General features: G+C 70.5%; 21 protein-coding genes and 1 pseudogene. 7 read left to right on the top strand and 15 right to left on the bottom strand.

Going from position 1 to position 26930, the window contains the following annotated elements; all coding sequences use genetic code 11:
* From AC3WQR_RS28930 to AC3WQR_RS28980, 11 genes and pseudogenes are all read right to left on the bottom strand, one after another.
* A pseudogene (locus AC3WQR_RS28930) lies at nt 1-193 on the bottom strand (energy transducer TonB); the annotation flags it as partial.
* A complete protein-coding gene (locus AC3WQR_RS28935) occupies nt 190-627 on the bottom strand; it encodes an ExbD/TolR family protein (RefSeq protein WP_139702542.1) in 438 nt (145 codons plus the stop codon). The pseudogene AC3WQR_RS28930 and the gene AC3WQR_RS28935, both read right to left, overlap by 4 nt.
* Nucleotides 628-655: 28 nt before the next feature.
* Entirely contained in the window at nt 656-1084 is a 429-nt protein-coding gene (locus AC3WQR_RS28940) for an ExbD/TolR family protein (protein ID WP_492745394.1), read from the bottom strand.
* Between the two features lie 31 nt (nt 1085-1115).
* Nucleotides 1116-1985, bottom strand: a complete 870-nt coding sequence (locus AC3WQR_RS28945; protein ID WP_492745396.1) for a MotA/TolQ/ExbB proton channel family protein — start codon at nt 1983-1985, stop codon at nt 1116-1118.
* 29 nt (nt 1986-2014) lie between these two features.
* Nucleotides 2015-3178 carry an alanine racemase gene (locus AC3WQR_RS28950; protein WP_492745398.1) on the bottom strand — a complete coding sequence of 388 codons (1164 nt, stop codon included), beginning with the start codon at nt 3176-3178 and terminating at the stop codon, nt 2015-2017.
* Nucleotides 3175-5541, bottom strand: coding sequence for an alpha/beta fold hydrolase (locus AC3WQR_RS28955; RefSeq protein WP_492745400.1), 2367 nt, complete (start codon nt 5539-5541; stop codon nt 3175-3177). The genes AC3WQR_RS28950 and AC3WQR_RS28955 overlap by 4 nt, the downstream gene beginning before the upstream one ends.
* Nucleotides 5538-7211: a serine hydrolase domain-containing protein gene (locus tag AC3WQR_RS28960; protein ID WP_492745402.1), complete on the bottom strand. Its 1674-nt coding sequence runs from the start codon at nt 7209-7211 to the stop codon at nt 5538-5540. Before AC3WQR_RS28960 ends, AC3WQR_RS28955 begins: the two co-directional genes overlap by 4 nt.
* 51 nt (nt 7212-7262) lie before the next feature.
* A complete protein-coding gene (locus AC3WQR_RS28965) occupies nt 7263-8654 on the bottom strand; it encodes an MFS transporter (protein WP_492745404.1) in 1392 nt (463 codons plus the stop codon).
* A 1-nt stretch (nt 8655) separates the two neighbouring features.
* Nucleotides 8656-11151, bottom strand: a complete 2496-nt coding sequence (locus AC3WQR_RS28970; protein WP_492745406.1) for a TonB-dependent receptor — start codon at nt 11149-11151, stop codon at nt 8656-8658.
* A 71-nt stretch (nt 11152-11222) separates the two neighbouring features.
* Nucleotides 11223-12227, bottom strand: a complete 1005-nt coding sequence (locus tag AC3WQR_RS28975; protein ID WP_492745407.1) for a FecR family protein — start codon at nt 12225-12227, stop codon at nt 11223-11225.
* Nucleotides 12224-12796, bottom strand: coding sequence for an RNA polymerase sigma factor (locus AC3WQR_RS28980; RefSeq protein WP_223301388.1), 573 nt, complete (start codon nt 12794-12796; stop codon nt 12224-12226). The genes AC3WQR_RS28975 and AC3WQR_RS28980 overlap by 4 nt, the downstream gene beginning before the upstream one ends.
* A gap of 314 nt (nt 12797-13110) precedes the next feature.
* On the opposite strand from AC3WQR_RS28980, the gene AC3WQR_RS28985 reads away from it, so the two are divergent.
* From AC3WQR_RS28985 to AC3WQR_RS28995, 3 genes are all read left to right on the top strand, one after another.
* Nucleotides 13111-13458 carry an STN domain-containing protein gene (locus AC3WQR_RS28985; protein WP_062477274.1) on the top strand — a complete coding sequence of 116 codons (348 nt, stop codon included), beginning with the start codon at nt 13111-13113 and terminating at the stop codon, nt 13456-13458.
* A gap of 194 nt (nt 13459-13652) precedes the next feature.
* The gene (locus AC3WQR_RS28990; protein WP_307587154.1) at nt 13653-16376 is read left to right on the top strand and encodes a sensor domain-containing diguanylate cyclase; all 2724 of its coding nucleotides are present in this window, start codon (nt 13653-13655) and stop codon (nt 16374-16376) included.
* A 46-nt stretch (nt 16377-16422) separates the two neighbouring features.
* The gene (locus tag AC3WQR_RS28995) at nt 16423-18321 is read left to right on the top strand and encodes a GspE/PulE family protein (RefSeq protein WP_369629934.1); all 1899 of its coding nucleotides are present in this window, start codon (nt 16423-16425) and stop codon (nt 18319-18321) included.
* A gap of 27 nt (nt 18322-18348) precedes the next feature.
* On the opposite strand, the gene AC3WQR_RS29000 is transcribed toward AC3WQR_RS28995, so the two are convergent.
* Nucleotides 18349-19038: an EAL domain-containing protein gene (locus AC3WQR_RS29000; RefSeq protein WP_369645959.1), complete on the bottom strand. Its 690-nt coding sequence runs from the start codon at nt 19036-19038 to the stop codon at nt 18349-18351.
* A 397-nt stretch (nt 19039-19435) separates the two neighbouring features.
* Between AC3WQR_RS29000 and AC3WQR_RS29005 the strand changes: the two genes are divergently transcribed.
* From AC3WQR_RS29005 to AC3WQR_RS29020, 4 genes are read left to right on the top strand one after another with little or no spacing between them, the layout of a single operon-like run.
* Entirely contained in the window at nt 19436-19966 is a 531-nt protein-coding gene (locus tag AC3WQR_RS29005) for a Csu type fimbrial protein (RefSeq protein ID WP_307587157.1), read from the top strand.
* A gap of 8 nt (nt 19967-19974) precedes the next feature.
* Nucleotides 19975-20784, top strand: coding sequence for a fimbrial biogenesis chaperone (locus AC3WQR_RS29010; protein ID WP_307587160.1), 810 nt, complete (start codon nt 19975-19977; stop codon nt 20782-20784).
* 1 nt (nt 20785) lies between these two features.
* Nucleotides 20786-23107 (top strand): fimbria/pilus outer membrane usher protein, encoded by a 2322-nt coding sequence (locus tag AC3WQR_RS29015; RefSeq protein ID WP_492745413.1) that lies wholly within the window; start codon nt 20786-20788, stop codon nt 23105-23107.
* On the top strand, nt 23077-23598 hold the full coding sequence (locus tag AC3WQR_RS29020) for a Csu type fimbrial protein (RefSeq protein ID WP_492745415.1): 522 nt from the start codon (nt 23077-23079) through the stop codon (nt 23596-23598). The genes AC3WQR_RS29015 and AC3WQR_RS29020 overlap by 31 nt, the downstream gene beginning before the upstream one ends.
* A gap of 13 nt (nt 23599-23611) precedes the next feature.
* On the opposite strand, the gene AC3WQR_RS29025 is transcribed toward AC3WQR_RS29020, so the two are convergent.
* From AC3WQR_RS29025 to AC3WQR_RS29035, 3 genes are read right to left on the bottom strand one after another with little or no spacing between them, the layout of a single operon-like run.
* Entirely contained in the window at nt 23612-24364 is a 753-nt protein-coding gene (locus AC3WQR_RS29025) for an SDR family oxidoreductase (RefSeq protein WP_492745417.1), read from the bottom strand.
* A 13-nt stretch (nt 24365-24377) separates the two neighbouring features.
* On the bottom strand, nt 24378-25802 hold the full coding sequence (locus AC3WQR_RS29030; RefSeq protein ID WP_492745420.1) for an aldehyde dehydrogenase family protein: 1425 nt from the start codon (nt 25800-25802) through the stop codon (nt 24378-24380).
* Nucleotides 25803-25815: 13 nt separating this feature from the next.
* Complete coding sequence (locus AC3WQR_RS29035) at nt 25816-26904, bottom strand: isopenicillin N synthase family dioxygenase (protein WP_492745422.1); 1089 nt, start codon at nt 26902-26904, stop codon at nt 25816-25818.
* Nucleotides 26905-26930: the final 26 nt, after the last annotated feature.

Below are 26930 nucleotides of genomic sequence, written 5' to 3' on the forward strand. Positions count from 1 at the left end.
GTGGCGGGGGTGGCGGCTGCTTGATCTCGCTGATGATGGTCGCGTCCATCGGCTTCTTGATCAGCTCGACCGTCTGGCGCGCCAGCCCCGACACGAGCGCGTAGCCCACGCCGACGTGGAACAGCACCATCACCGCGATGCCCACGGGGCCGAAGCGTGATTTCGGGTTGAAGTCCTTGCGGGAGCGCTTCATGGGATGAACTGCTCCGCGCCCACGATGCCCAGCTTGCTCACGCCCGTGCGCTGCGCCGAGGCCATCACGCCGGCCACCACTTCGTACTTGGCGCGGCGGTCGGGCCGCAGGTGCACCTCGGGCTGCACCGCCTGCGCGGCGACCTGCTCGAAGCGCCGTTCCATCTCGCCGCGGTCGGCCAGCGGTTCGCCGTTCCACTGCACGACGCTGAGCGCGTCGATGTCGATGCGCAGCACCTCGGGCTTGAGTTCGCTGGGCGGCGGGTTGCCCGTGGGCATGTTCAGGTTCACCGAGTGCAGCTGGATCGGGATGGTGATGATCAGCATGATCAGCAGCACCAGCATCACGTCGATGAGCGGCGTGGTGTTGATGTCCATCATCGGCTCGTCGGAAGGCGTGCTGCTGCGCCGCCCCTGCTTCTGTTTTCTTGGCATGGCTTGCTTGTCTCGCTGTCTGCTCGTCTCAGTTGCGCGCGGGCGGCTCGGTGATGAAGCCCACCTTGGCGATCCCGGCCGCCTGGCAGGCGTAGATGATCCGGCCCACCGGCTCGTAGTCGGAATGCCAGTCGCCGCGGATGTGCACCTCGGGCTGCGGGCTCATGGCCGCCACCTTGGTGAGCCGCGCCACCAGCGCGGGCGTGTCACGCACCGGCGTGTCGTACCAGTAGGTGCGGCCGGCGGCGTCCACCGAGATCACGACGGTCTCGGGCTTGCTCTCGCGCACCTCGTTGCGCTCCTTCGGCACCGCGACGGGCACCGAGTAATTGACCACCGGGATGGTGATGAGGAAGATGATCAGCAGCACCAGCATCACGTCGACCAGCGGCGTGGTGTTGATGGCCGCGATGGCCTGTTCCTCGTCTCCCCCGGAGGCCGGGATGTTCATCGCCATGGCGCGATCCGCTTGCGTGCGTGCGCGCGCGTCAGGCCGCGGCGCTGCCGGCCAGGATCACGGAGTGCAGCTCGCCGCTGAACTCGCGCACGTCGTCCATCACGGTGATGTTGCGACGCAGGAGCCAGTTGTAGCCCAGCACGGCAGGCACGGCCACGGCCAGGCCGATGGCGGTCATGATGAGCGCCTCGCCCACCGGGCCGGCCACCTTGTCGATCGAGGCCTGGCCCGCCACGCCGATGGCGGTGAGCGCGTGGTAGATGCCCCAGACGGTGCCGAACAGCCCGACGAAGGGCGCGGTGGAACCCACGGTGGCCAGCAGCGACATGCCGTTGCCCAGGCGCCGCTGCACGCGCTCGGTGGCGCGGTGGATGCACAGGTCGACGAAGTCGGCGAAGTCGACCTTGCCGCGCAGGCCGTCGTGCTTCTGCGTGGCCTGCATGCCGGCATCGGCGATGAAGCGGAACGGGCTGCCCTCGGCCAGCCGCGCGGTGCCGGCCTGCACGGTGCCCGCGTTCCAGAACTCGTTGTCGACCGCGCGCGCCTGGCGGCCCATGCGCATCTGCTCGAGCAGCTTGGTGACGATCACGTACCAGCTGCCCATCGACATGATCGCCAGGATGGCGAGCACGGCCTTGGCCACGGCATCGCTCTGCGACCAGAGCGCGCCCACGCCGTAGGGGTTGTCGACCTTGGCGGTGGCGGCCGGCGCGGCAACCGGGGCTGCAGGCTTCTCGGGCACCGCCACGGGCGCCGGCGCGGCGGCAGCAGCAGCACTGGCCGCGGCCTGCGGTGCGGCCGGCGTCTGGGCGCCTGCGAGTTGCGGCGCGCTGCCCAGGCCGAGGGCCAGAACAAAGGGCGCGGCCACGGCCGTCAGCCGTGCAAGGAATGTCTTCGTCATCGTTGTCTTCTCCAGAAAAATAGATTGCTTCAGGCGCCGGCCTGCCAGCCGTGCGCCTTGTCCCAGACCGCCTGCACGCCGCTGCCCGCGCCGTCCACCACGTGGTAGCGGTCGTAGGGCGCGGCCGTCATGCAGGCGTGGTGCGGCAGCACGCGCACGCGGGCGCCCAGGGGCAGCGCGCGGAACATGGCCTGTGCGTCGTCGTCACCTTCACAGGCAATCAGCCCGTGCTCCTGGTGCAGCTCGGCCACGCACAGGCCGGGCAGCGGCACCGTGCCGTCGGCCCGGCACACCAGCCCGAAGCCCAGGCCGGCGCGGAACTCGGCCGCCGACTGGTCCTTCGACAGCGCGAGCGCGCCGGCGTCGATCAGCACGCGGCGCGAGCGCGGGTTGTGGCCGATCACGGTGGCCAGCACCGACAGCGCGATGTCTTCCACGCCGCAGATGCCGCGCGCCGCCTGGTCCAGGTCGAAGAAGGTGTAGACGCCGGGGCGCATCTCGGTGACGCCCTCGAGCGACTGCGCGCACACGGCCGTGGGCGTGGAGCCCACGCTCACCACCTCGACCGGGATGCCGACCGCGCGCAGCCGTTCGGCCGCATGCACGGCGCCGGCGCGTTCGGCCTCGGCGATGGCGCGGATCGCCGTGCCGCCCTGCACGTGGTAGCTGTGGCCCGCATGCGTGAGCACGCCGGCCAGCGCCAGCGATTCGCTGCGCTGCACCTCGCGCGCGAGCGACAGCAGGCCGTCGTCGCGCGGACCGACGCCGCCGCGGCCGCCGCCCGTGTCGATCTCCAGCAGCACGCGAAAGCTCGCGCCCAGCGCCTGCGCGCGGGCACCGGCCGCCTGCACCGCCTCGACCGAATCGGCCAGCAGCGTCACGCGCGCGCCATGCGTGCGCTGGATGTCGTGCAACGTCTCGATCTTGTTCGCGTCGATGCCCACGGCGTAGGTCAGGTCGGTGAAGCCGTGGCGCGCGAAGTAGGCGGCCTCGGCCACGGTCGACACCGTGAGCCCGCCGGCCTGCCCGCGCGTGGCGCGCCGCGCCACTTCCGCCGACTTGGCGGTCTTCAGGTGCGGGCGCAGCGCCACGCCGTGGCGCGCCGCGCGCTGCGCCATCGCCTCGCAGTTGCGTTCGAGCACGCCGACGTCGAGCAGCAGCGCGGGCGTGGTGAGTTCGGCCAGGGGCGTCATCGGCCGGTTCCGGACGCGATCTGCGCCATCACGCCGTCGATTTCCTCGGCCACGCGCTGCACCAGCGGCGGCAGCAGCACCAGCGTCATGTGCGCCGCGCCTTCGATGCAGGCCAGGCGGCGTTGCGTCGACAGCGCCGCATGCGCTTCCTGGAACTCGGGCCAGCGCTGCTGCACCGCGGCAATGGCCGGGTCGGCGCCGGCCGGCAGCGGCTGCTGCTGCGCCCACAGCACGGCCAGCGGACGCGAGCCGAAGTCGGGCGACGCGGCCGCCTGGCGCGCGACGTGCGGCAGGCCGCGCACCTCGGCCACCATGGTGTCGAGCGCTTCGGGCGTGTAGGTCGCCTTCATCTGGCGCAGCACCTGCGGCATGTCGGCGAACAGGGCCTCGATGGGCGCCTGCTCCGGCGGCGGCGGGCCGCCGGCCTGGAAGTCCGCGCGCTTGACGCGCTCGGCCGCGAACTGCGATTCGGGCGGGTGCTCGTACATCGCGAACTGGTCGGGGTGGCTGGCGTCGAGCATCACCACGCCTGCGACCTGCTGCGGGTACAGGCCCGCGTAGACCCGGTTCAGAAGACCGCCGAGCGAATGGCCGACGAGCACGATCGGGCCCGTCACGCCGGCGGCTGCGAGCAGCGCGTGCAGGCGGTGCGCGGTGCGCTCGCCGTCGAAGGGCGCGTCGTCGGCTTCGCTCCAACCCATGCCGGCGCGGTCGTAGCTGATCACCGGGTGCTTCGCCGCCAGCGCCTGCTGCAGGCGCGCGTAGGTCGGCGAGGCACAGCCGCCGCCGGCCTCGATCACGAGCGTGGGCTGCATCGGGCTGGCCGCCACGGGGCCGCTGCGCTGCAGGTGCATGGCGCGGCCATCGATGGTGTAGAGCTCGCCGGGCGCCGCCATGTGGTACAGGCGACCGGGTTGTTCCACGCGCGGCCAGTAGTCCAGGTCGCGCACGCGGTACGGCAGGTTGGCGAAGTCGGTGCTCAGCGAGGCCGGCGTCGACACGTACAGCACCGACTTGGCCAGGGGCCCGAACTCCGCATGGAAGTGCTGCGCCGACTTCACGATGACCAGCTTCTTGGCCGCCAGGTCGATGCCCAGGCCCGTGAAGAGGTCCGCGCCGATGACCTGGTTGCGCTTGCTGATGAGCACGATGTCCACGCCGTCGGCGGCCTGCACCCACACGCACGGGCCCATGGGCGTGCGCACGCCCGACAGGCCGCCCTGCGAATGCGCCTCCACCACGTTCATCACGGTCACGTGCAGGTCGATCGGGTCGCCCGAGGCCGGGCCGCACTTGCCGCCCAGGCGCAGCTCAAAGCTCGCGCCCACGCCCGCGTCGCGGCACAGCTGCACCGCGCCCAGGTCCCACACGCCGCCGAAGGCCACGTCGCCGATGCCGCGCTCGACCACGGCGCGCAGCATGAAGGTGCTGTCGCTGGTGGCGCCGCCGCCGGGGTTGTCGGCGGTGTCGGCGATGACCACGGGGCCGCCCTGCACGGCCATGGCCTTGGCGAGCGTCTCCTCGATCGAGAGCGAGGGCACGCCGGTCTCGTGGCGCAGGTCCCAGAAGCCGCGGCCGAGTTCTTCGGCGAGCTTCGCGGCCAGCGCGGGGTCGTTGTCGGTCACCACCCAGAGCTTGGCGCCCGACTCGGGCACGTCGGCCCAGGGGAAGCCGTGGCCCAGCGACACCGAGAGCACGCCCGGCAGCTTTTCGGCGTCCTGCATGCGGCGCACGAAGCCGGCCATCGGTTCGCGCGTGGTGTGCCACTTGCCGACCATGCGGCAGTCGTGCACGGCGGTCACGGGCTTCACGCGGCCCTGCGCGGTGTCGACCACGATGCGGATCAGCTCGGTCAGGCGCTCGAACGCATCGGTGTGCGGATATTCCTTGTAGCAAATGATGGCGTCGGCCGTGTTCAGCATCTTCTGCGTGAAGTGGCAGTGCAGGTCGAGCGACACGCCGATGGGCACGTTCGGCCCGACGATCTCGCGCACGCGCGAGATCACGTCGCCTTCGCAGTCGTCGTAGCCGTCGGCCACCATCGCGCCGTGCAGCACGAGGATCACGCCGTCGACCGGGCCGGCCTTGCGCAGGTCGTCCAGGATCTCGTCGCGCAGGCGCTCGTACACGCTGCGCACGGTGCGCCCCAGCGGCTGCGCGAAGGCCAGCAGGCTCTCGACCGTTTCATGGCCTTCGGCGGCCAGCTGCCGGCGCACTTCCACGGCGTACAGGCCGTAGCCGGTGGCGTCGCGCGTGCTGGCGTCGCCGCGGAAGATGCCGTATTCCTCGTAGCTGCCCAGGCCGGTGGGGGCCGAGACAAACGTGTTGGTTTCGGTGGCGAACAGGGTGGTGAAGAACTTCATGCGCGGGGCTCCTGGCGGGCAAGGTGGATGTTTCGCGAGCGCGTGGTGGCGAACCGCAGTCCCACGACCCGATCGCCCTGGCGCTCCACGTTGAGAACCGATTTGCCCAGCTGGGCCAGCACCGGGTCGACCGAGGCCAGCGTGGCCACGTCGGCCGACAGCGGCGTCAGCACGCACGCGTGCTGGCCGTGGCGGCCCTGCACCGTGAGCTGCAACCGGCCGTCCACCAGCACCATCCGCGCGGTGGCGTCGAGGTCGGGGCTGGTGTAGTCGCCGCACAGTTCGTCGGCGAGCGACGCGGCATCGGGCGCGGTCTCGGGCAGGCGCTCGAAGCGGCGCGGCTGGCCGCCTTCGTGCAGCACGAAGGCATCGGGTGCGCGTTGCGGGTCGATGTCGGTGGTGTCGATCACGAGGTCGTTCGTCGGCAGGTCCTGCAGGCCCAGCCACAGCGTGCCGTCGCCCTGGTTCAGGGGCCTGGCCTCACCGGCCTGCCACGACAGCGCCAGCTTGCCGGCCACGTCCGCAAAGCCCAGCAGGCCGCCGGTGGAGGGGGCGTGGTAGCGCTGGCCGGGCAGCGCGGGGAAGGCGCTGGCCAGCGGGCGCACCTCGGGCGGCGCGAGCGCGTCGCCCAGCAGCAGCTCGATCACCTTGAGGGCCAGCGCCGACGGCGACACCGGCGCGCCGTTCACCATGGCGATGATGTCCAGCCCGTGGCTGGGCACGCTGATCATCTGCGACTGCGCGCCGAGCACGGCGCCCGCGTGGTGCACGATCTCGACGCCGCGGTACGGGTGGCGCGCGAGGCCGAAGCCGTAGTTCACCTTCGAGCCCGACGACAGCGTGGTGGGCGCCGACAGCAGGGCCCAGCTCTTCGCGCTGCCCACGATCTTCTCGCTGCCGTGCATGTGGGCGAGCCAGCGCAGCATGTCGTCCGCCGTCGACACCAGCGAGCCGCCGCCGTCGAGTTCGCACGGGTACAGGCCGCGACGCCAGCCGCCGCCGGGCGCGGGCATGTACAGGCCGGCCATGCCGGGGACCACATCGAGGTCGGTCACCACCGACGAGGTGTCGGCCATGCCGAGCGGGTCGAACAGGCGCGCCTTCAGGAAGTCGTTGAAGCTCTTGCCGCTCACGCGCTCGACGATCTTGGCCAGCAGGAAGTAGCCGCCGTTGCTGTAGACCATGTGCGTGCCGGGCTCGAAGTTCAGCTCGCTCTGGCGCGCCATGGCGGGCAGGCCCGGGCCGGGCAGCGTGAAGGTGAGGCCGTGCGCAATGGCCCACAGCTCGTCGTGGCCGCGCCAGCCGCTGGTGTGCGTGAGCAGGTGGCGCAGCGTGGGGCCGTTGGCGCTGAGTTGCGGCAGCTCGGGCAGGTATTTCTGTACCGGGTCTTCCACGTCGAGCAGGCCGTCTTCGGCCAGCAGCAGCACGGCCATGGCCGTGAAGTGCTTGCTGGTGGAAGCGATGCGCATGCGCGTGGTCGGCGTGAGCGCCACGCCCATCTCCAGGCTGGCCATGCCGACGGCGCGGCGGTACAGCAGGCGGCCATGCTGTGCGATACCCAGCACCAGGCCGGGCGCATCGCTGCGGTTCAGGGGCGCCACCAGCGTGTCGATGGCGGCCAGCGCGGAAGCGGTGTCAGGAAGAGAAGCTGAAGGGTGTGGTTGTGACATGGAGGAACAACGAACGATGAAAGGGGGGAGCGGAATCTCGACGCGGCAGGCTCAGTTCGGCTTCGCCTCGCGCATCAGGCGCACGAACGGGCCTTCGGCGGCGCGCAGCACCATGGCGCCCAGGCTGCCGCCGACCAGCGTGGTCACGACGATGGACACCGCCAGCCCGTTGGGCATCGACTTGAGGGCGTCCGACAACATGCCCACCACCAGCGGACCCACCACGCCGAAGGGCAGGCTGGCCAGCGTGAGCATGGCGATGGTGCGGGCGCGCAGGTGCGGCGGCGCCGCGTCCTGCAACACGTTGGGCAGCAGCACCGCGCTGCCGATGAGCGGCACCACCAGCAGGCCCAGCAGCGCGAAGTTGTGGTTGGCCGAACTCGTGAACAGCAGCAGCGTCGACATCAGCGCCGCCGAGAGATTGCCCAGCATGATCAGCCGCAGCGCCGCGGCCGGCCCCATGCGCGGCTGCACGTAGCGCATCGACAGCACGCCCAGCAGGCCGCCGGCCACCGTGCCGCACAGGAAGGCCAGGCCCATGCCCTGCCCCATCTGCACCGGCGTGACGCCGTAGGTGCGCGCCGTGAGGATCGGCAGCCAGGTGCCCAGCGAGCTCAGGCCCACGCTGGTCAGGCCCACGCCGACCACCAGACCCGCGAAGGTGCGCCAGTGCTGGCGCAGGTGCTGACGCAGGGTCGTGGCGCCCGGTGCGTCGGCGGCCGGTGCCCCGGGCTTGGCCTTGGCTTCCTGTGCGCCGCCGCGCGGCGTGCGCCGGATCGACAGCACCAGCAGCGTCACCGGAATGCCGGCGCTGGCCAGCACGAAGAAGGTCAGGCGCCAGGCTTCGAGCTGCTGCATCGCGACGGGCAGCCAGGGCCGCAGGTCGTCGGTGAGGTGCACGATGGTGCCGCCCAGCAACGCGCCCAGCGCACTGCCGAAGATGGCCGACAACGCGAACACCGCATTCGCCAGCACCCGCTGCGCCCGCGGGAACAGGTCGGGGATCATGCTGTTGGTGATGGGCGTGAGGCCCGCCTCGCCCACGCCCAGGCCGACCGAGGCGACGAACAGCACGCCGTAGTCCATGGCCGTGCCGCGCATGGCCGTGGCGGCGCTCCACAGCACCACGCAGGCCGCGAGCACCACGCGCCGGTCGTAGCGGTCGCTGAGCCAGCCCAGCGGCACGGTGGCGATGCCGGTGAACAGCACGATGCCCGCGCCCTGCAGCAGCCCGAGCTGCGTGTCAGAGAGCGACAGCGTCTGGCGGATCGGCTCCGTCAGCAGCGTGAGGATGACCTTGTCGATCGAGCCCAGCACCGTCGCGATGATGAGCACCGCCAGCGCATACCAGGCGCTGGTGGGCGCCTTGCGGGTCGTTTCCAGGGCCGCAGGGGCGGCCGCATCCAGCGGCATCGGTGCCGCGAACGGTGGGAGGCCCGACATGTCAGAACGGAACGTTGACGTTCACGCCGATGGTGCGCGCGGGCACGAGCGCCGCGGTCACCAGGTTCGGGTTCGCGTTGAGTCCGGTTTCGATCGACACGATGCCGCGCTTGTTCGTCAGGTTGCGCACGTAGGCCGAGACGCTGAAGCGCTTGAAGTCGATGCCCGCCTGCAGGTCGACCAGCGTGTAGGCCGGCATGTTGATGCTCGGAATGGCCGTGCTGCCGCGGTAGCCCGCATCGCGTTTGCCGGTGTAGCGCGCGCTGATGCCGACGTAGGCCGGGTGGTCGGCGAGGCTGAAGTTGCGCGTCACGCCCAGTGTGGCGGCAAAGCGCGGCGTGTGCGGCAGGCGCGCGCCGGCCTTGGCGCCCAGGCCCTTGGCATCCTCGGTCAGGCGCGCATCGACGGCCGCGGCATTGGCGGTGAAGCGCCATTCCTTGCTGGGCTTCCAGTTGAGCGTGACCTCGCTGCCCTTGATGCGGGCCGCGCCCGCGTTGGTGACGAACACGAAGGCGCCGCTGCGCGTGGGCTGCTGCACGCCGGTCCACTCGATGTCGTACAGCGCCGCCTCCAGCGACAGCGTGCGGTCCAGCAGGTCGGCCTTGTAGCCCAGCTCGTAGCTCCACAGCGAGTCGGAGTTGTACATCGGCTGCACCACGTTGCGGTCGGTGTCGGCCTTGAGCACGTTGGGACCGCCGGGGCGGTAGCCGCTGGCCGCGCGGAAGTACATGGTGCTCGTCTCCGACAGCGTGTACTTGGCCGCGGCCAGGTAGGTGGTCGGGCTTTCCGACGAGGTGCCGGCGGCACTGGCGGCGACCGACCCGACGAGCTGGCCGGTCTGGCGGCTGGCGTACTTCTGGTTGTTGCGCGCCAGGCGCACGCCGCCGGTGAGCGAGAACTTGGGCGTCACGTTCCAGGTGACGTCGCCGTAGGCCGCCTCCTCGCGGTAGCGCGAGGACTGCGTCGACGTCAGCAGGCCGAGGCTGCGGCCCCCGATCAGGTTGGCGTCCATGACGCCGTTGTTGCTGCCGCGTTCGCGGTTCAGGTACAGGCCCGCCAGCCACTCGATGGTGGTGCCCGAGCGCGAGGTCAGGCGGAACTCCTGGCTGACGCGGTGCTGCTCCACGGCGCTGTTCACCGGCACCGAGGCCACCGGCAGGCGCAGCGCGCTCAGCATCGGCCCGTAGCGGCCGGTGACGTCGACGGTGTTGTTGATCTTCACGTCCTGCGCGGAGGTGATCGAGTTCAGGCGGGCCCAGCCGAAGTCGTATTCCACGTCCAACCCGAACAGCTGCGTGAGGTTGCTGTACGACTCGTTGGCCGACAGCTGGCGCGTGCGCTCCCGCGTCCAGGGGCGCAGCGTGCGCTGGTCCATGTCCTCGAAGCCCAGGCCCTTGCGATGCACGTCCTGCACGGTGCCCGTGAGGCGCACCGTGAGTTCGCGCGTGGGCGTGAGCAGCAGCGAGACGCGGCCGCCATCGGTGTGGCCGCGGTCGATGTTGCGCCCGCGCGCCAGGCCCGTGGCGTCGTAGCTGCCGCCGAACTGGTCGGTGAAGGCAGCGAAGCGCACGGCCGCCACGTCTTCCTTGAGCGGCACGTTGAGCACCGCGCCGGTCGTGAAGCCCGGGCCGCCGCCCTGCGTCCACGAGGTGCCCAGCTTCACCGAGCCCGCGAACTCCATGGTGTCGGGCTGGTTGGTCACGTACTTGAGCACGCCGCTCATGGCGCCGGCGCCGTACAGCGTGCCCTGCGGGCCGCGCAGCACCTCGATGTGGCTCAGGTCGAGCATGCCCATGTCCAGCGGCGTGTTGCCGCCGCTCGCGCCGGCCGAGCTCATGCCGGTGGCCACGTCGTCCACGTACACGCCCACGGTCGCGATGCCCTGCACCGGGCCGGTGGTCAGCCCGCGCATGGTGAGCGTGCCGCCCACGCTGCCGCTGCTGGTGAGGTTCACGCCCGGCTGCTCGGCCACGTAGTCGGCCAGGTTCTTGGCGCCCGCGCGCTCCAGCGCCTGGGCCTTCATCACGTTGACCTGCATCGGGATCTCGCGCACCGGCTCGCGGCGGCGCGTGGCGGTGATGGTGACGCTGTCGAGCGACTGCGGCGCCTCGTCGGCCTGCGGCTTGGCTGCGGCGGCCGTGTAGATCACGATGGCGCCGTCGTCACCGCGGCGCGTCTGCAGCGGCGTGCCTTCGAGCAGCCGCGCCAGCGCGTCCTGCGGCGACAGCGCGCCCTTCACGCCGCGCGTGGCCACGCCCTTCACGTCGTCGACCTTGTAGAGCAGCTGCACGCCGCCCTGCGCGATGTAGGCGTCCAGTGCGGTCTTGAGATCGCCGCCGCTCACGTCGAAGCCCTGCGGCGGGGCCTGCGTCTGCGCGTGCGCGGCCATGCCGCTGGCCAGCGCCCACGCGCCGCCGATGACCCACGGGCGCAGTGCGCCGTACGTTCGCTTCTTCTTCTGGGGCGGCAGGCCGGTGCGGGGCGCGGTGCGATTCATTGTGTGTGTCTCCAGCGTGGTTATTTGTTTGGGTACCCACTGAGACGAATGCCCCGTCACATTCCGGTAATTTACGGATTCGAAATTCTGATTTCGTTGCCGCTCTCATGCGCGGCAAGGCCGAAGCCCTGCTTGAGAAGCCCCACGAAGCCGCTCATGTTGTTCGCATCGAAGCTGCCGCCGATGCGCACCTGCGCGATGACCGGGTCGGCGATCACGAGCTTGCGCAGGTTGTAGCGGTTGAACTGCGCGGCCGCGTCGCCCAGCGTGGTCTGGTCGAACACGAGCTTGCCTTCGCGCCAGCTGAGTTCGTCGTCGACCTGCTTGGGCGCCTTGGACATCACGAGCACGTTGTCGGCATGCGTGACCGCGGCCTGGTTGCGCGTGAGCACGGTGGGCTCGGCGCTTCGGGCATCGGGCTTGGCCGCGGCGATCTGCACGCGCCCTTCCTCCACCGTCACGTTCACCTGCTCGCCCTGGCGCCGCACGAGAAACCGCGTGCCCAGCACGGTGATGCGGCGGTCGCCGGCGATGACCACGAAGGGATGGTTCTTGTCGTGCGCGATGTCGAAGTAGGCCTCGCCCGCATCGAGCCACACCTTGCGCCCGCTGTCGTTCACGGCCGTGCGCACCTGCGTGGCGGTGTTCAGCGTGAGCTTCGAGCCGTCGGACAGCGCCACCGACTGGCGCGCGCCCACGGCCGTGGCGTAGTGCTGGCCGCGTTCTTCCTGCGTGTACTGCCAGCCGAGCCAGGCGGTGCCCGCGGCGGCCACGAGCACGCCGGCGGCGATGCGTTGCAGCGAGAAGCGCGACAGGCGTTGAGCGGGCCGTGCGGCCTGCGGTGCGGGTGCCGGCGCCGGCGTGGGCAGGGGAATGGGAACCGCCGGCGTGCGCAGCGCGCCCAGCCGGTCGCCGCGCTCCCAGGCGCTGGACAGCCGCAGCCAGGCCACGCGGTGGGCGATGGAGGCGGCGATCCAGGCGTCCAGCTGCTGCTGGTCGGTGTCGGTCCAGTCGCCGCTGTCGCGGCGGGCCAGCCAGTCGGCGGCCAACGACTCAATGCGCTGCGATTCGCTCATGGTGAGAGCCTCCGCTCGTTCTGCGCTCGCCCGAAGGCCTTGGTGTCCAGTTGCACGCCGCCCGACAGCAAGGCGTCGGCCAGCGCGCGCACGCCGCGCGAGACCTGGCGCTCGACCGTGTCCTCGGTGATGCCCAGCTGCGTGGCGACCTCGCGCTGCGAGAGCCCGTCGATCTTGCGCATCTCGACCACGCGGCGGCACTTGGAGGGCAGCGCGTCGAGCGCCGTCTGCAGCAGCCGCAGCTCGCCGCGGCCGGCGGCGTGGCGTTCGGGCGTGAGCTCGTCGGCCGAGAAATCGAGCGCGTCGAGGTCGGCAATGATCTCGATGGAAACGATCTGCGCGCGCCGGGCGCGGTCGATCAGCAGGTTGCGCGCGGTGGCAAAAACGAAGGGCTTGACCTGGTCGGGCATGGATCTGGAGGCGGACTCGTAAATGCGCACGTAGACGTCCTGCCGCAGGTCGGGCACTTCGGCGTCGTCGCGCCAGTTGCGGCGAAGGAAGCGCGTGAGCGCGGCTTCCATCGGCAGCACCTCGCTGACGAACCAGGCATCCAAGTCACTGAGAACCACGAAGCGCTCCTGGAAATTGAAGGGCCGACACACAAAGCGGCAGGTCGCCGGGATTGGCGACAGACAGTGAGACGAACGGCCCGAAGATTTCCGGTAACGCGCGAAGGCCCGCCGGCGAAATTTCCTTGAATTCCCATGCCCGGCGGCGGACCCGGAAATTCTAGAAGGCCGGGCCCGAGGGCTTTTCCCCCTTGCCCCGTTACCGGAAAGTGCGCTCGAACTCGTCTCACCGGGGGCAGAAGAAAAACCAATTCGCGGAAACACAGACCGACATGATTCGAATCCGGAGGCAGCCCCCCACCTTCCTTGCCCTCTTGCTCACCCGCCCCCGCCTCGCCCTCGTGGCCGCCGCCGGCCTGCTGGCGACGGGGCTGGCCTGCGCCCACGCGCGGGAGTTCGACGTGAAGGGCGGCGAGCTGCGGCCCGCGCTCGACGCCTACATCGCGCAGTCGGGCGTGCAGCTCATCTACAAGATGGAAGACGTCAAGGACCTCTCGACCCGGGGCATCAGGGGAAAGATCGCCGCCGACGCGGCGCTGGAGCGCCTGCTCGACGGCACGCGCCTGCGCGTGCGGCGCGGGCAGGACGGCGCGATGGTGCTCATCGCGCCGGCCCGCTCGCCCGCGGCCGCCCGATCGGAGCCGCCGCCGCGCGTCGAGTAATACGATTGGTTTCCCTCGCGCACCTGCGCAACACTCCGGCCCCCGGGAACCCCGCGAGATGCACCGCAATGGCGCGCATTTCTCGCACTTTCTGACACACTAGCTGCGCAACGCGCGAAGGGTGTGTGCCGTGCCCCCCTGGCCGGCCCGGCCGGTGGTCCCCGCCGCTTCGCTGCACCGCCTGCACGACGCCCATGAAACTCTTCGCGACCGCGAAACGCCGCATCAGCCTGAACACGCGCCTCAGCGTCGGCGTTGCGGCCGTCGTGCTGGCCACCACCTTCATCATCGCCACGGTGGCGCTGCACCTGGTCAAGAGCCGCATGCAGGCCTCGATCGCCAACGAGGAGTTCGCGCGGCTGTCGGCCATCGCGAGCGCGGTGGAGCAGAAGTTCGCGAGCCGGCGCATCCTGCTGAAGACGATCGCCGAGAGCGTGGGCTCGCACGGCATCACGAACGCCGCGCCGCTGCAGGCCTTTCTGGAAAAGCACCAGTCCCTGCGGGCGGCGTTCGACAACGTCGCCTTCCTGGACACGGACGGCGAGCTGGTCGCCAACCTGAACGGCGCGCGACAGATCGGCAAGGTGAACGTGAAGGACCGCGCGTACTTCAAGGACACGGTCGCCGCGCGCACGGGCGTGATCTCCGAGCCTTACCGCAACCGGCTCAACGGCCTGGCGCAGGTCGCCATCACCGAGCCGGTGCTCGATGCGGCCGGCCGGGTGCTGTTCGTGATCTCGGGCTCCATCAACCTGAAGGACCGCAACATCCTGGGCGAACTGGCCGACGTGCGCTTCGGCCAGACGGGCTACGTGTTCATCACCACCGCGGACGGCATCGTGATCGACCACCCGCTGGCCGACCGCGTGCTCAAGCAGGCCAACATGGCCATGGCCGACGACGCGCCCGACCTGGACCGCGCGATCGGCGGCTTCGAAGGCACCATCGAAGGCGTCAACCATGCGGGCGTGCCCGGCCTGTACGCCTTCAAGCGCATCCGCCAGGCCGACTGGATCATGGGCTCGATGTACCCGCGCCACGAGGCCTTTGCCCGCATCGACGCCATCGAGCGCACCGCGTGGATCGGCGCCATCGTGCTGGCGCTGCTGGCCGGCGCGCTCGCGCTGGCCGTGGTGCGCCAACAGCTGCGCCCGCTCACCGGGCTGCACCGCCACATGCTCGACGCCCACGCGGCGCCCGCGCAGGCGGCCGTGGCGCGCACCTACCCGGACGACGAGATCGGCGACCTCTCGCGCACCTTCGACCGGCTCATGCAGCAGCACCAGGCCAGCGAGAAGTTCCTGCGCGACATCACCGACAACCTGCCGGCCATGATCTCGCACGCCGACGCGCAGGGCCGCTACACCTTCGTGAATGCGCGGCTGTGCGAGGAGCTGGGCTACAGCGCCGAGGAGCTGGTGGGCCAGCCCGTGCAGAGCATGAGCGGCCTGCACGACGACCCGACGCTCGAGCACAACCTGCGGCGCGTGCTGGCCGGCGAGGCCGTGTCCTTCGAGCGGCGCGGCGCCGCGCACCGCGACGAGGAAGAGCACTTCTTCCAGACCGACTTCATCCCCGAGCTCGACGCGCAGGGGCGGGTGTGCGGCTACTACGCGATGACCTTCGACATCACGCAGCGCAAGCACATCGAGCTCGAGCTGGCGCACAGCGAGGCGCAGATCCGCACCATCGCCGACAACATTCCCGCGCTGGTCTCGCACGTCGACGCCGCGCTGTACTACACCTTCGTCAATGCCAAGGTGCGCACGCTGCACCACGGCCAGCCGCTGGTCGGCCAGTGGATGCCGGCCGTGCGGGGCGCGGCCGATTTCGCGGTGGTGCGGCCCCACATGGAGCGCGCGCTGGCGGGCGAGACGGTGATCGTCGAGAAGGCCGGCGACGCGGCGCTGGGCATCGGCGACCGCACCTTCAAGGCCCACTACATCCCCGACCAGGACGCCGAGGGCATGGTGCACGGCGTGTTCGCGATGACCTTCGACATCACCGACGAAGTGAACATCCGCCGCGCCCTCACGCAGCAGGAAAAGCGCCTGCGCGACGTGACCGACAACATCCCCGCGCTGGTCGCCTACTTCGACCGCGACGAGAACTGCCTGTACGGCAACAGCCGCGCGCGGCGCATGGCGGGCCTGGACGAGCGCGCGCCGCTGGACGGCGTGACGCTGCGCTCGGCCGTGGGCGAGGCGGTGTATGCGCAGCACACGCCCCACCTGCCCACGGTGCTCGCCGGCAGGGCGACGCAGTACCCGGTGCAGGTGCCGATCGATGACCGGGAGGCGCACTTCCAGGTGAACCTGATTCCCGACAAGGACCTGGCGGGCCACACGGCGGGCTTCTACCTCATGACCTTCAACGTCACGGCGCTGAAGGAGGCCGAGCGCAAGCTCATCGAGCTGGCACGCATGGACGTGCTGACCGGCCTGCCGAACCGCCTGGCCTTCAACGAGCAGCTGCCCGCGGCGATGTCGCGCGCGCGCCGCGCCGAAGGCGGCATGGCGCTGATGTTCCTGGACATCGACCACTTCAAGGCCATCAACGACACCCTCGGCCATTCCACCGGCGACGGCGTGCTGGCCGAGTACGCGCGCCGCCTGCGCGCCAGCGTGCGCGAGACCGACACGGTGGTGCGCCTGGCCGGCGACGAGTTCGTGATCGTGCTGGAGAACGTGCACTCGCAGGACGCGGTGGCGGGCGTGGCGCACAAGATCGTCTCGCAGATCGCGGCGCCGGCGTTCCCCGTGGAAGGCCGGCGGCTGGACGTCACGACCAGCATCGGCATCGTGTTCGTCGAGACGGTCGATGCCAGCGTCGGTGCCGGCGAACTGCTCGCGCGGGCGGACACGGCGCTCTACGCCGCCAAGTCGCAGGGCCGCAACCGTTTCGCGTTTTACCGTTAGCGTCGGCACACCCGCCGCACCCCCACAACCACCAGGAGATCGATCCATGGCAGCCACCGAAGTCGTCATGCCCGAACAGCTCGTGCAGGAGCTCGACCTGCAAAGCCGCATGCCGATCGCGCGCATCGGCCAGGCGCTGATGTCGCTGGGCATGGTCACGCAGGCGCAGCTCGACGCGGCGCTCCAGCAGCAGCAGCGCGAGCCCACTGTGCCGCTGGGCGAGACGCTGGTGCGCATGGGCGTCGTGAGCCGGGGCCAGCTGCAGACCGCGCTGGTGCGCAAGATGGGCTACCCGCTGGTGAACCTGCATGTCTTTCCGGCCGCGGCCGACGCGCTGCGCAAGGTGGGCCACGAGGCCGCGCGGCGCCTGCAGGTGATGCCGCTCATGCTGCACGGCGGGCGCCTGGTGCTGGCGCTCGACGACCCGGTCAACCGGCACGCGGTGATCGACGAGGTGGAGTTCATCGCGCAGATGAAGGTGCTTCCCGTGCTGGGCCAGTGCCTGGACCTGGACGGCGTGCTGCACAAGGCCTACGAGAAGGTCGGCCAGGTGGCGGCCGAGCGCCCGGTGGTCGACATGAACGACCCGATGCGTCCGCTCGAGTTCGACATGACGGGCACCAGCACGCTGCTGAAGACGCTCGAGAAGGAAGAATCGGCCGCCGCGCCCGCGGCCGGCGAGCCGCCCGTGGAGCAGTCGGACAACTCGCTGGTGCGCATGATCAACAGCATGATCCTCGAAGCGCACCGCGAGGGCGCCTCCGACATCCACATCGAGAGCGACCCGGGGCAGGAAAAGACGCGCATCCGCTTTCGCCGCGACGGCCGGCTCTACACCTACCTGGAGCTGCCGCCCAGCTACCGCAACGCGGTGGTCGCGCGCGTGAAGATCATGTGCGACCTGGACATCAGCGAAAAGCGCAAGCCGCAGGACGGCAAGATCAACTTCTCGAAGTACTCGCCGCAGCACCGCATCGAGCTGCGCGTGGCCACCATCCCGACCAACAACGGCCTGGAAGACGTGGTGATGCGCATCCTGGCCTCGGCCAAGCCCATCGCGCTCGATGCGCTGGGCCTGTCCGAGCGCAACCTGGCGCAGTTTTCGCAGGCGGTCGACCGGCCCTACGGCATGGTGCTGTGCGTGGGCCCGACGGGCTCGGGCAAGACCACCACGCTGCACTCGGCGCTCATGCGCATCAACACGCCCGAGCGCAAGATCTGGACCGCCGAAGACCCGATCGAGATCACGCAGCCGGGCCTGCGCCAGGTGCAGGTCAACCCGCGCATCGACTGGACCTTTGCCAAGGCGCTGCGCGCCTTCGTGCGCGCCGACCCCGACGTGATCATGGTCGGCGAGATCCGCGACGCCGAGACCGCCAGGACCGCCATCGAGGCCTCGCTCACCGGCCACCTCGTGCTGTCGACGCTGCACACCAACAGCGCGCCCGAAACCGTGACGCGCCTGCTGGACATGGGCATGGACCCGTTCAACTTCGCCGACTCGCTGCTGGCCGTGCTGGCGCAACGGCTGGTGCGCTGCCTGTGCCCGCAGTGCGTGCAGAGCCGCCCGGCGACGAGCGAGGCGGTCGAGGAGCTGCTGGCCGACTACATGCACGCCTTCGGCGCGCAGGACACGCCGGCCGCGCGCGACGCCGTGCGCGCCGAGTGGGTGCAGCGCCACGGGCGCGACGGCCAGCTGCAGACCTACACGAGCACCGGTTGCAAGCACTGCAACGACACCGGCTTCCGGGGCCGCGTGGGCATCCACGAACTCATGGTGATGTCGAGGGAGCTGCGCCGGCTGGTGCAGGGCGGTGCGCGCGCCGAGGAACTGCAGGACGCCGCGATGCGCGAGGGCATGCGCACGCTGCGTCAGGACGGCATCGAGAAGGTGCTGGCGGGCCGGACCACGCTCGAGGAAGTGCGCGCGACCAGCAACGTCTGACGCACAAGGTCAGAGGTCAGGGCAGGCTCAGGCGGCGGCGTCCCACGCCACCGCCGGCAGCGTGGCGATGGCCGGCCGCGCGAACAGATAGCCCTGGAACAGCTCCACGCCGATCTCGCGCAAGGCGCGCACCTCTTCGGGCGCCTCCACGCCTTCGGCGATCACGCGGATGCGCAGCTCGTCGCAGGTGGCGACGAAGCCCCGCACGATGGTCAGCCGCACCGGGTCGGCATGGATGCCGCGGATCAGGCTCAGGTCGATCTTCACCACGTCGGGCTGGAACGCGGCCAGCAGCTCGAAGCCCGCGTAGGCCGCGCCGAAATCGTCGATGGCCGAGGTGAAGCCGTGGCGCTTGAAGGCGCGGAAGGTGTCGGCCAGGCCGTGCAGGTCGCGCACGCGCTCGCCCTCGGTGATCTCGAACATCAGCCGGCGCACGGGGAATTTGCAGCGTTTGGCGGCGGCCATGGCGGTGCGGAAGCACTCGGCCTGCCCCGCGACGTCGTTGGGCATGACGTTGAGGCTCAGGCGCGACTTCATGCCCAGGCGCGAGGCGATCTCGATGGCCTTGACGCGGCAGGCTTCGTGGAAGGCGAAGCGGTCGACCGGATCGACGCGCCCCAGCACCTCGGCGGCGCCTTCGCCCGACAGGCCGCGCACCAGCGCCTCGTGCGCATAGATCTCGTGCCGGCCCAGGTCCACGATGGGCTGGAACGCCATGGTGAACCCCGAGGCGAGGCCAGCAGGCGCGGCATCAGCATGTATTTCGGCGATCACGTTGGATGGACCTCGCGGGCAAGGTTGCAATGGCGTTGGATGGCGACTCCCAAGAGCGTAAATGTAAACGGTTCTATACACCGCACGCACCACCCCCTGCGACAACAGGTCGCGCCCCATGAGGACATCCGACCTAGGCCCGGCCCGGGCTGTAGACCGAAATCACTCATGAGCCCTCCCGGACTCGGAAAAATCTGTAGCAAGCTGTCGACGACAGGGCCGCGTCCTATGTCCCATCGGGGAGAGATTGGTTAGAAAGGGGGCGCCCACTACTGGAAACGGTGGGTGGGTTTTCACTGTCGTTCCCGGGTTTCCAGTCACCGATGAAAGGTCCCGTCCGATGCGCCACCAGCCTCGCTCCCTCCTTCGCACACTGGCCCGTACCGTGCTGCCCGTCGGTGCCTTGTTGACATTGCTGCCCGCGCAGGCGGTCACCACGACCACGACCTTCCAGGTCACGGCCACGGTGCTCAAGGCCTGCCTGATGACCACGCCGGCCACGCTGGCGTTCGGGCCGTACGACCCGGCGTCGGCCACCGCCCTGGCCGGCACCACCAGCCTCAACGTGACCTGCACCTTCGGCACGCCCTACTCGCTCGGCCTGAGTGCGGGCAGCGGCTCGGGCGCGACGGTCACCAACCGCCTGATGACCAGCCCCACGGCGGCCGCCGGCAACAACACGCTGGGCTACGGCCTCTTCAAGGACAGCGCGCACCAGACCAACTGGGACAACAGCGTCGCCGGCACCGGCTACGTCGGCAACGGGACGCCGCAGACGCAGACGATCTACGGCCTGATTCCCACGGGGCAGTACACCGCAGCGCCGGCCATCGACTACACGGACACGATCACGGTCTCGCTGACCTATTGAGGGCGCCGTTGACCGCCTTCACCGCAGGCCGCCACGGCATGCGTCGCGCCCTGCTGCCAGTCGCATGGGGGGCCGGCCTGCTGCTGTCCGCCCTTGCTCCCACTCCCGCCGCGGCCACCAGCCTCAGCGTGGCGCCGCTGCGCATCGTGCTCACGCCGCAGCGCCCGGTCGCCTCGCTCACCATGGGCAACGCCGAGGACACCGAGGTCGCCGTGCAGGCCGAGGTGGTGGCGTGGTCGCAGCAGGACGGGCGCGACGCCTACGAACCCACGCGCGACGTGCTGGTCAATCCGACCATCTTCCGCCTGCCGCCGGGCGGGCGGCAGATCGTGCGCCTCGGGCTGCAGGTGCCGGCCGACGCCGGCGAGCGCAGCTACCGCGTCTTCCTGCGCCAGCTGCCGCGCGACCAGGCCCTGCCGGCGGACGGCACCGAGGGCGCGAAGGTGCAGACGCTGCTGCGCATCGGCGTGCCGATCTTCGTGCCGCCGCTGCAGCTGCGCCGTGCGCTGCAATGGTCGCTGCAGCCTTCGGGGCGCGCCACCGGCACGGCAGGCACGGCCTGGCGGCTGGTGTTCGACAACCAGGGCAGCGAACACATCCAGGTCACGCAGCTCGTGGTGCGCCGCGAGGACGGCACCGAGCTGCTGCGCAAGAGCCTGTCGCAGTACGCGCTGGCCGGGCAGTCGGCCGGCATCGACATCGAACTGCCCGCCCTGCCGCCCGACACCCGGCTGCAGGTCGAGGCCGCCACCGATGCCCCCGAGGCGTCGTCCAGCGCCACCGTGCGCGTGCCCCGTGCGCCCGCCACGCCACGCTAGCTTGTGGGTCTGCTGCGGCTGGCTGGGCCTGCGCGTGGCCTGCGCACAGACGTCACCCGTTGACATGGCGGGCGAGGTGCAGCCTGCGATCCTCGATGTGCGCATCAACGGCCTGAGCCAGCCCGCACCGCGCCCGCTGCTGCGGCGCGGCGCCCAGCTGCTGGCGTCGGCGCCCGACTTCGCGGCCTGGCGCCTGGTGCGGCCCGCCACCGCGGCGCTGCAGCGCGACGGCACCGACTACTACGACCTGCGCGCGCTGCCCGGCGCGCAGCTGCAGCTCGACGAGGGCGCGCAGAGCGTGGACCTGAGCGTGCCCGCCGAGGCGTTCACGCTGGGCACCGTGCATGCGCACGCGGGCGACCGACCGCCGCTGTCGGCGTCGGCCTTCGGGGCCTTTCTCAACTACGACCTGGCCTTGCAGCACGACCGCGAAGGCACGCGCGCCTCGGGCTACTTCGATGCGGCGGCCTCGGGCGACTGGGGGCTGGTGGGCACGAGCGTCGTCGCGGGGCAGTCCGCATTCGGCGGACGCGGCACGACGCGGCTGGACAGCTACTTCCGCCGCGACGACCCCGCGCGGCTCACGCGCCTCACGGTGGGCGACACGATCACGCAGGCCTCCGCATGGTCGACACCCTTTCGCTTCGGCGGCGTGCAGTTCGGCACCCGTTTCGGCTTGCAGCCCGGTTTCATCAGCTACCCGATGCCGACCCTGCGCGGCGGCGCGGCCGTGCCGTCGGCGGTGGAGGTGTATGTGAACGACACGCTGCGCTATCAACGGCGTGTGGACGCCGGCCCCTTCGCACTCAGCGACGTGCCCGTGCTCACCGGCGCGGGCGAGATGCGCTTCGCGGTCACCGACGCGCTGGGCGTGCAGCGCACCGTGACCACGCCCTACTACGTGAGCTCGAACCTGCTGCGCGCGGGCCTCTCCGACTACTCGCTCGAAGCCGGCTGGACGCGGCTGCGCTACGGCGAGCGCAGCTTCGACTACGGCCCGCCCTTCGTCGCCGGCACCTGGCGCCACGGCGTGAGCGACGGCGTGACCGTCGAGGCGCGCGGCGAGGCCAGTGCGCGCAGCCAGACCGCGGGCGCGGGCGTGACCTGGGTCTGGGGCACGCTCGGCGAACTCTCGCTGCACGGCGCCGCCAGCCGCAGCAGGGACGGCAACAGCGGCCGCCTCTGGCGCGCCGCCTACACCCGCACCAGCGACGAATGGAACTTCTCGGTCAGCCGCCAGGTGGCCAGCCGCGGCTTCACGCAGATCGCCTGGCACGACAGCCCCGTGCACACCGACGCGCAGACGCAGCTCTTCGCAGGCCGCTCGCTCGGCCGCTACGGCACGCTGGGCGCGAGCCACACGCGGCTGCGCTACAACACCGGCGAGCACATCGGCGTGACCACCGCCAGCTGGTCGATCAGCCTCGGCGGCAACGCCTGGCTCGGCACCTCGGTGGCCCACACGCGCCAGGACGGCAAGCGTTCCATCACCTCGGTGAACGTGAGCCTCAGCTTCACGCTCGGCGATCGCCAGCACGCCACGCTCTCGGTGCAGCAGCAGAAGCCGGGCGGCCACTCGGCCGTGGCCGAGTGGGTGCAGCAGCCACCCAACGACACCGGCTGGGGCTACCGGCTGCGCGCCGCCGACGGCGAGAACGCGCGCAGCGAAGCTGCGGTCGATTGGCGCGGTCGCTACGGCATGCTGACGGCCGAAGCTGCGCGCGCCCAGGGCCAGACCGCGGTGCGCCTGCGCGCCAGCGGCGCCGTAGGCTTCGCGGGCGGCGTGGGCTTTGCCACCCGCCAGTCGGACGACGCCTTCGCGCTCGTGACCGTGCCCGGCGCCGCCGGCGTGAAGGTCTACCGCGAGAACCAGCCCTGGACCACCACCGACAGCGAAGGCCGCGCCGTCGTCTCGGGCCTGCGTGCCTACGAGCCCAACCACATCAGCATCGACAACCGCGACCTGCCGATCGAGGCGCAGGTGCGCAGCGACGTGCTGCGCGTGGTGCCGCGCTACAAGGGCGTGGCGCAAGCCAGCTTCGACATCGCGCGCGACACGGTGGCGAACGTCACGGTGCTGCTGCCCGACGGCAGCCCGCTGCCTCCGGGCATCGACGTGATGCGACCGGCGCGCGGCACCTCGCTGCTGTCGGGTTTTCATGGCCTCGTGTCGGTCGACGACCCGCAGCCGAACGAACGCTTCGAGGCGCGATGGAAGCGCGGGCATTGCCGCTTCACGCTGGGCGAACCCGACCGCGCCGCCGGCGCACTGCCCTCGATGGGACCTTACCGATGCGAACCCGTGCCGTCGTCCCCGCGTTGACCGCCGCCGTGGCGCTGGCGGGGCTGCTGGCCCCGGGCGCGTCGCTGGCCGGGTGCACGGGCGTGGGTCTGTTCGGCTGCAGCGCCACCGTCAGCGCGTCGACGCTGGCCTTCGGCAACTACGACCCCGCCGCCGCGACGCCCAAGGACAACACCTCGACCGTGACCGTCGCCGGCACGGTCACGGGCCTGGGCATCCTGGTGACGCTGTCGTTCACGATCAGCCTGGACGCGGGCTCGGCCGGCAACATCGCCAGCCGGCAGATGGTGGGCCCGGTCGGTGCCACGCCGCTGGGCTACAACCTCTACACCACCAACGCGCGCAGCACCGTCTGGGGCCTCAACAGCGTCAGCGACAGCTACAGCGCGCTGGCAAACCTCGGTGGCGTCACCACGCTGCGCCCCCACACCGTCTACGGCCGCATTCCGGCCGGCCAGTACGTGGCACCGGGTCCCTACAGCAGCACGATCACGGTGACCGTGACGTACTGAGACAGCGGCACGCTCAGATCGACCGTCCGCCGTCCACCGGCATCTCCACCCCTGTCAGGAAGCGCGCCTGCGGGCTGCCCAGGAACACCGCGACATTCGCCACGTCTTCCGGATCGCACATGCGCCCCAGCGGGATCGTCGAGACGAAGCGCGCGCGGTTGTCGGCCGTGTCGGCCACGCCCATGAAGTCCTGCAGCAGGCCGGTGGCGGCCATCACGGGTGCGATGAGGTTCACGCGGATGCCGTCGGGCGCGAGCTCGACCGCCATCGACTTCGTCATGACGCGCACCGCACCCTTCGAACTGTTGTACCAGGTGAGGCCCGGGCGCGGCCGGATGGCGCCGACCGAGCCGATGTTGAGGATCACGCCGCCCCCGTTCGCCTTCATCACCGGCACCACGGCGCGGGCCATGTGATAGATCGACTTCACGTTCACCGAGAACACGCGGTCGAAGGTGGCTTCGTCGACCTCGAGCATCGACTGGTTGCGGTGCGTGGTGCCCGCGTTGTTGATGACGATGTCGGGCCCGCCGAAACGCGCCCTCGCCTGTTCGACCAGCGCCTGCACCTGCTCGAAGCGCGTCACGTCGCAGGCCACGGGCATGGCGTTGTCGCCCAGCGCCGAGGCCACCGCCTGCGCGGCCTCCAGGTTGATATCGGCCAGCACGACCTTCGCGCCCGCCGCGACGTATGCGCGGGCGATGGCGGCGCCGAAGCCGCTCCCCGCCCCGGTGACGATCGCCGTCTTCTGGTTCAGCATCGACATGGTGTTTGTCTCCTTATTCGTAGTGATGGACGACGGTCTTGGTGGTGCTCATCTCCTCGAGCGCCAGCAGACCCTTCTCTCGGCCGTAGCCGCTCTTCTTCACGCCGCCGAAGGGCAGCTCGACACCGCCTCCCGCACCGTAGCAGTTGATGAACACCTGCCCGCTCGCCAGCCGCCGCGCCATGCGCGCCTGGCGGTTGCCGTTCTCGGTCCACACGCCGGCCACCAGGCCGTACTCGGTGGCGTTGGCCAGCTGCACCGCGTCGTCCTCGTCGTCGAAGGGCATCGCCGCGAGCACGGGGCCGAAGATCTCCTGGCTCGCCAGCCGGTGCGTGCGCGGCACCGGGCCGAAGAGCACGGGCGCGACGAAGAAGCCTTCGGGCGACAGGCCGTCCGCGAGCCGGCCTTCGGCCAGGCGCGGCACGCCTTCGGCCACCGCCTCGCGCACGATGGCCTGCACGCGCGCCTGGTGCCGCGCGTTGATCATCGGCCCGCAGTCCAGGTCCTGTTCCGGGGTGCCGACCTTCAGGGCCGCGAAGTGCGTCGCGATGGTGTCGACGAAGCGGTCGTAGATGCCCTTGTGCACCAACAGCCGGCTGCCCGCCGAACAGGTCTGGCCGGCGTTCTGCACGATGGCGCGCACGATGACGGGCGCGGCCTTGGCCAGGTCGGCGTCGTCGAACACGATCTGCGGCGACTTGCCGCCCAGCTCCAGCACGCAGGGCACGTGGTGGCGCGCGGTGGCCTGCTGCACCTGCATGCCGACCTCGGGCGAACCGGTGAAGGTCGCGAAGTCGATGCCCGGGTGCGCCGTGAGCGCGGCGCCGGCCTCGGTGCCCAGGCCGGTGACGATGTTCAGCGCGCCCGGCGGCAGGCCGGCCTCCATCGCCAGCTCGGCGAGCTTGAGGGCGCTCAGGCACGCGTCCTCCGACGGCTTGACCACCGCCGCGTTGCCCATCGCCAGCGCGGGCGCCAGCGTGCGGCCCATCATCTGCGCCGGGTAGTTCCACGGAATGATGTGCGCCATCACGCCGTGCGGGATGCGCACCACGCTCACGTTGTAGCCGTTCAGGTACGGAATGGTCTGACCGTGCACCTTGTCGGCCGCGCCGCCGTAGAACTCGAAGTAACGCGCCACCGCCGCCGCGTCGGCGCGCGCCACGGCCATCGGCTTGCCGGTGTCGCGCGCCTCCAGCTGCGCCAGCGCCTCGCCGTTGGCCAGGATGAGCTGCGCCAGGCGCTGCAGGATGCGCCCGCGCTCGGTGGCCGTCATGCGGCCCCAGGCGCCGTCGAGCGCGCGGCGCGCGGCGGCCACCGCCAGGTCCACGTCCTCGGCCCGCCCGCGGGCGAGGGTGCCGAAGGGCTGCGCGCTGCACGGGTCGAGCACTGCCAGGGTCTCGCCCGAGCGCGCATCGACCCAGCGGCCGTCAATCAACATCTGGCGTTTCATCTCAGGCCTGCGCGGTCACGCCGGCGGGCTCGACCTCCTTCATGAAGTTGGGGTCGTTGTAGTGGTACAGGTCGTCCAGGTAGGGCACGAAGAAGTCGTAGAACGAGCGCGTGTCGTAGCGCGCCTGCTCGCCCGGTGCGATGCACTCGGGAATGGGCGCCACGTTGGCGTCGTCGTCGGGGTAGAAGAAGAAGGTCAGCGCATAGCGCTTCATCGGCGGGTTGACCACGCGGTGCGGCGTGGCAATGAAGTGGTCGTTCGACAGGCGGTTGAGCACCTGCCCGGTGTTGACGATGAGCGCGTCCTTCACGTAGCTCACCTTGAGCCACTCCTTGGCCGGCGTCATCACCTGCAGGCCCGGCACCGGCGTCATCGGCAGCAGCGTGAGGAAGCTGCCGTCGGAGTGCGGCGCCAGCGCGTACTGGCCTTCGTCCATGTGCTCCTCGGGGTGGTAGTAGGCGCAGCGCTGGTAGTACTCGGGCGCCTTGAACATCGGATCGAAATGCTCGGCGCGCAGGCCGAGCGCGCGCGCGTAGATGGGCAGCAGCTTCAGCGAGAGCTTTTCCATCGCGCTCTGGTAGGCATGCAGCGCGGTCTTGAAGGCCGGCAGGCTCTCGGGCCACTGGTTCAGTCCGCGGTGGCGCACGTTGGCGCGCACCTTGGGGTCGTCGGCGTCGCGGTTGCGCATGAAGAGCCAGGCGGCGTTGGTGTCCTTCTTGGTGTTGACCGCGATCTTTTCCATGATGGCGGTCGACTTCAGGATCGACGACTTCGGCGGCAGGTAGCCCTGGTGGTGGTAGCCGACGCGGTGGCGCAGTTTCTCTTCCATCGACAGCTCGAACAGCTTGGCGGTCTGCGCGAACGATTCGTCGATGAGCGACTGCGGGATGCCGTGGTTCACGATGGCGAAGAAACCCAGGTTCTCCTGGATCAGCTTCACGTCGGCGGCCAGTTGTTCCAGCGCGCCGGGCTCGCCGGCCAGGTAGGGGCCGACATCGAGCAGCGGCAGTTCCTTCGCGGCCGCGATGGCGGCCTTCACCTTTTCGGACGGTGCGACGGTGGGAGGGATGGCACGGGGGTTGGCTGTCATGGTCTTTGTCTCCTGTGGTTGGAAAG

Source organism: Variovorax sp. FW305-3-2-15-B-LB1, from assembly GCF_058787635.1.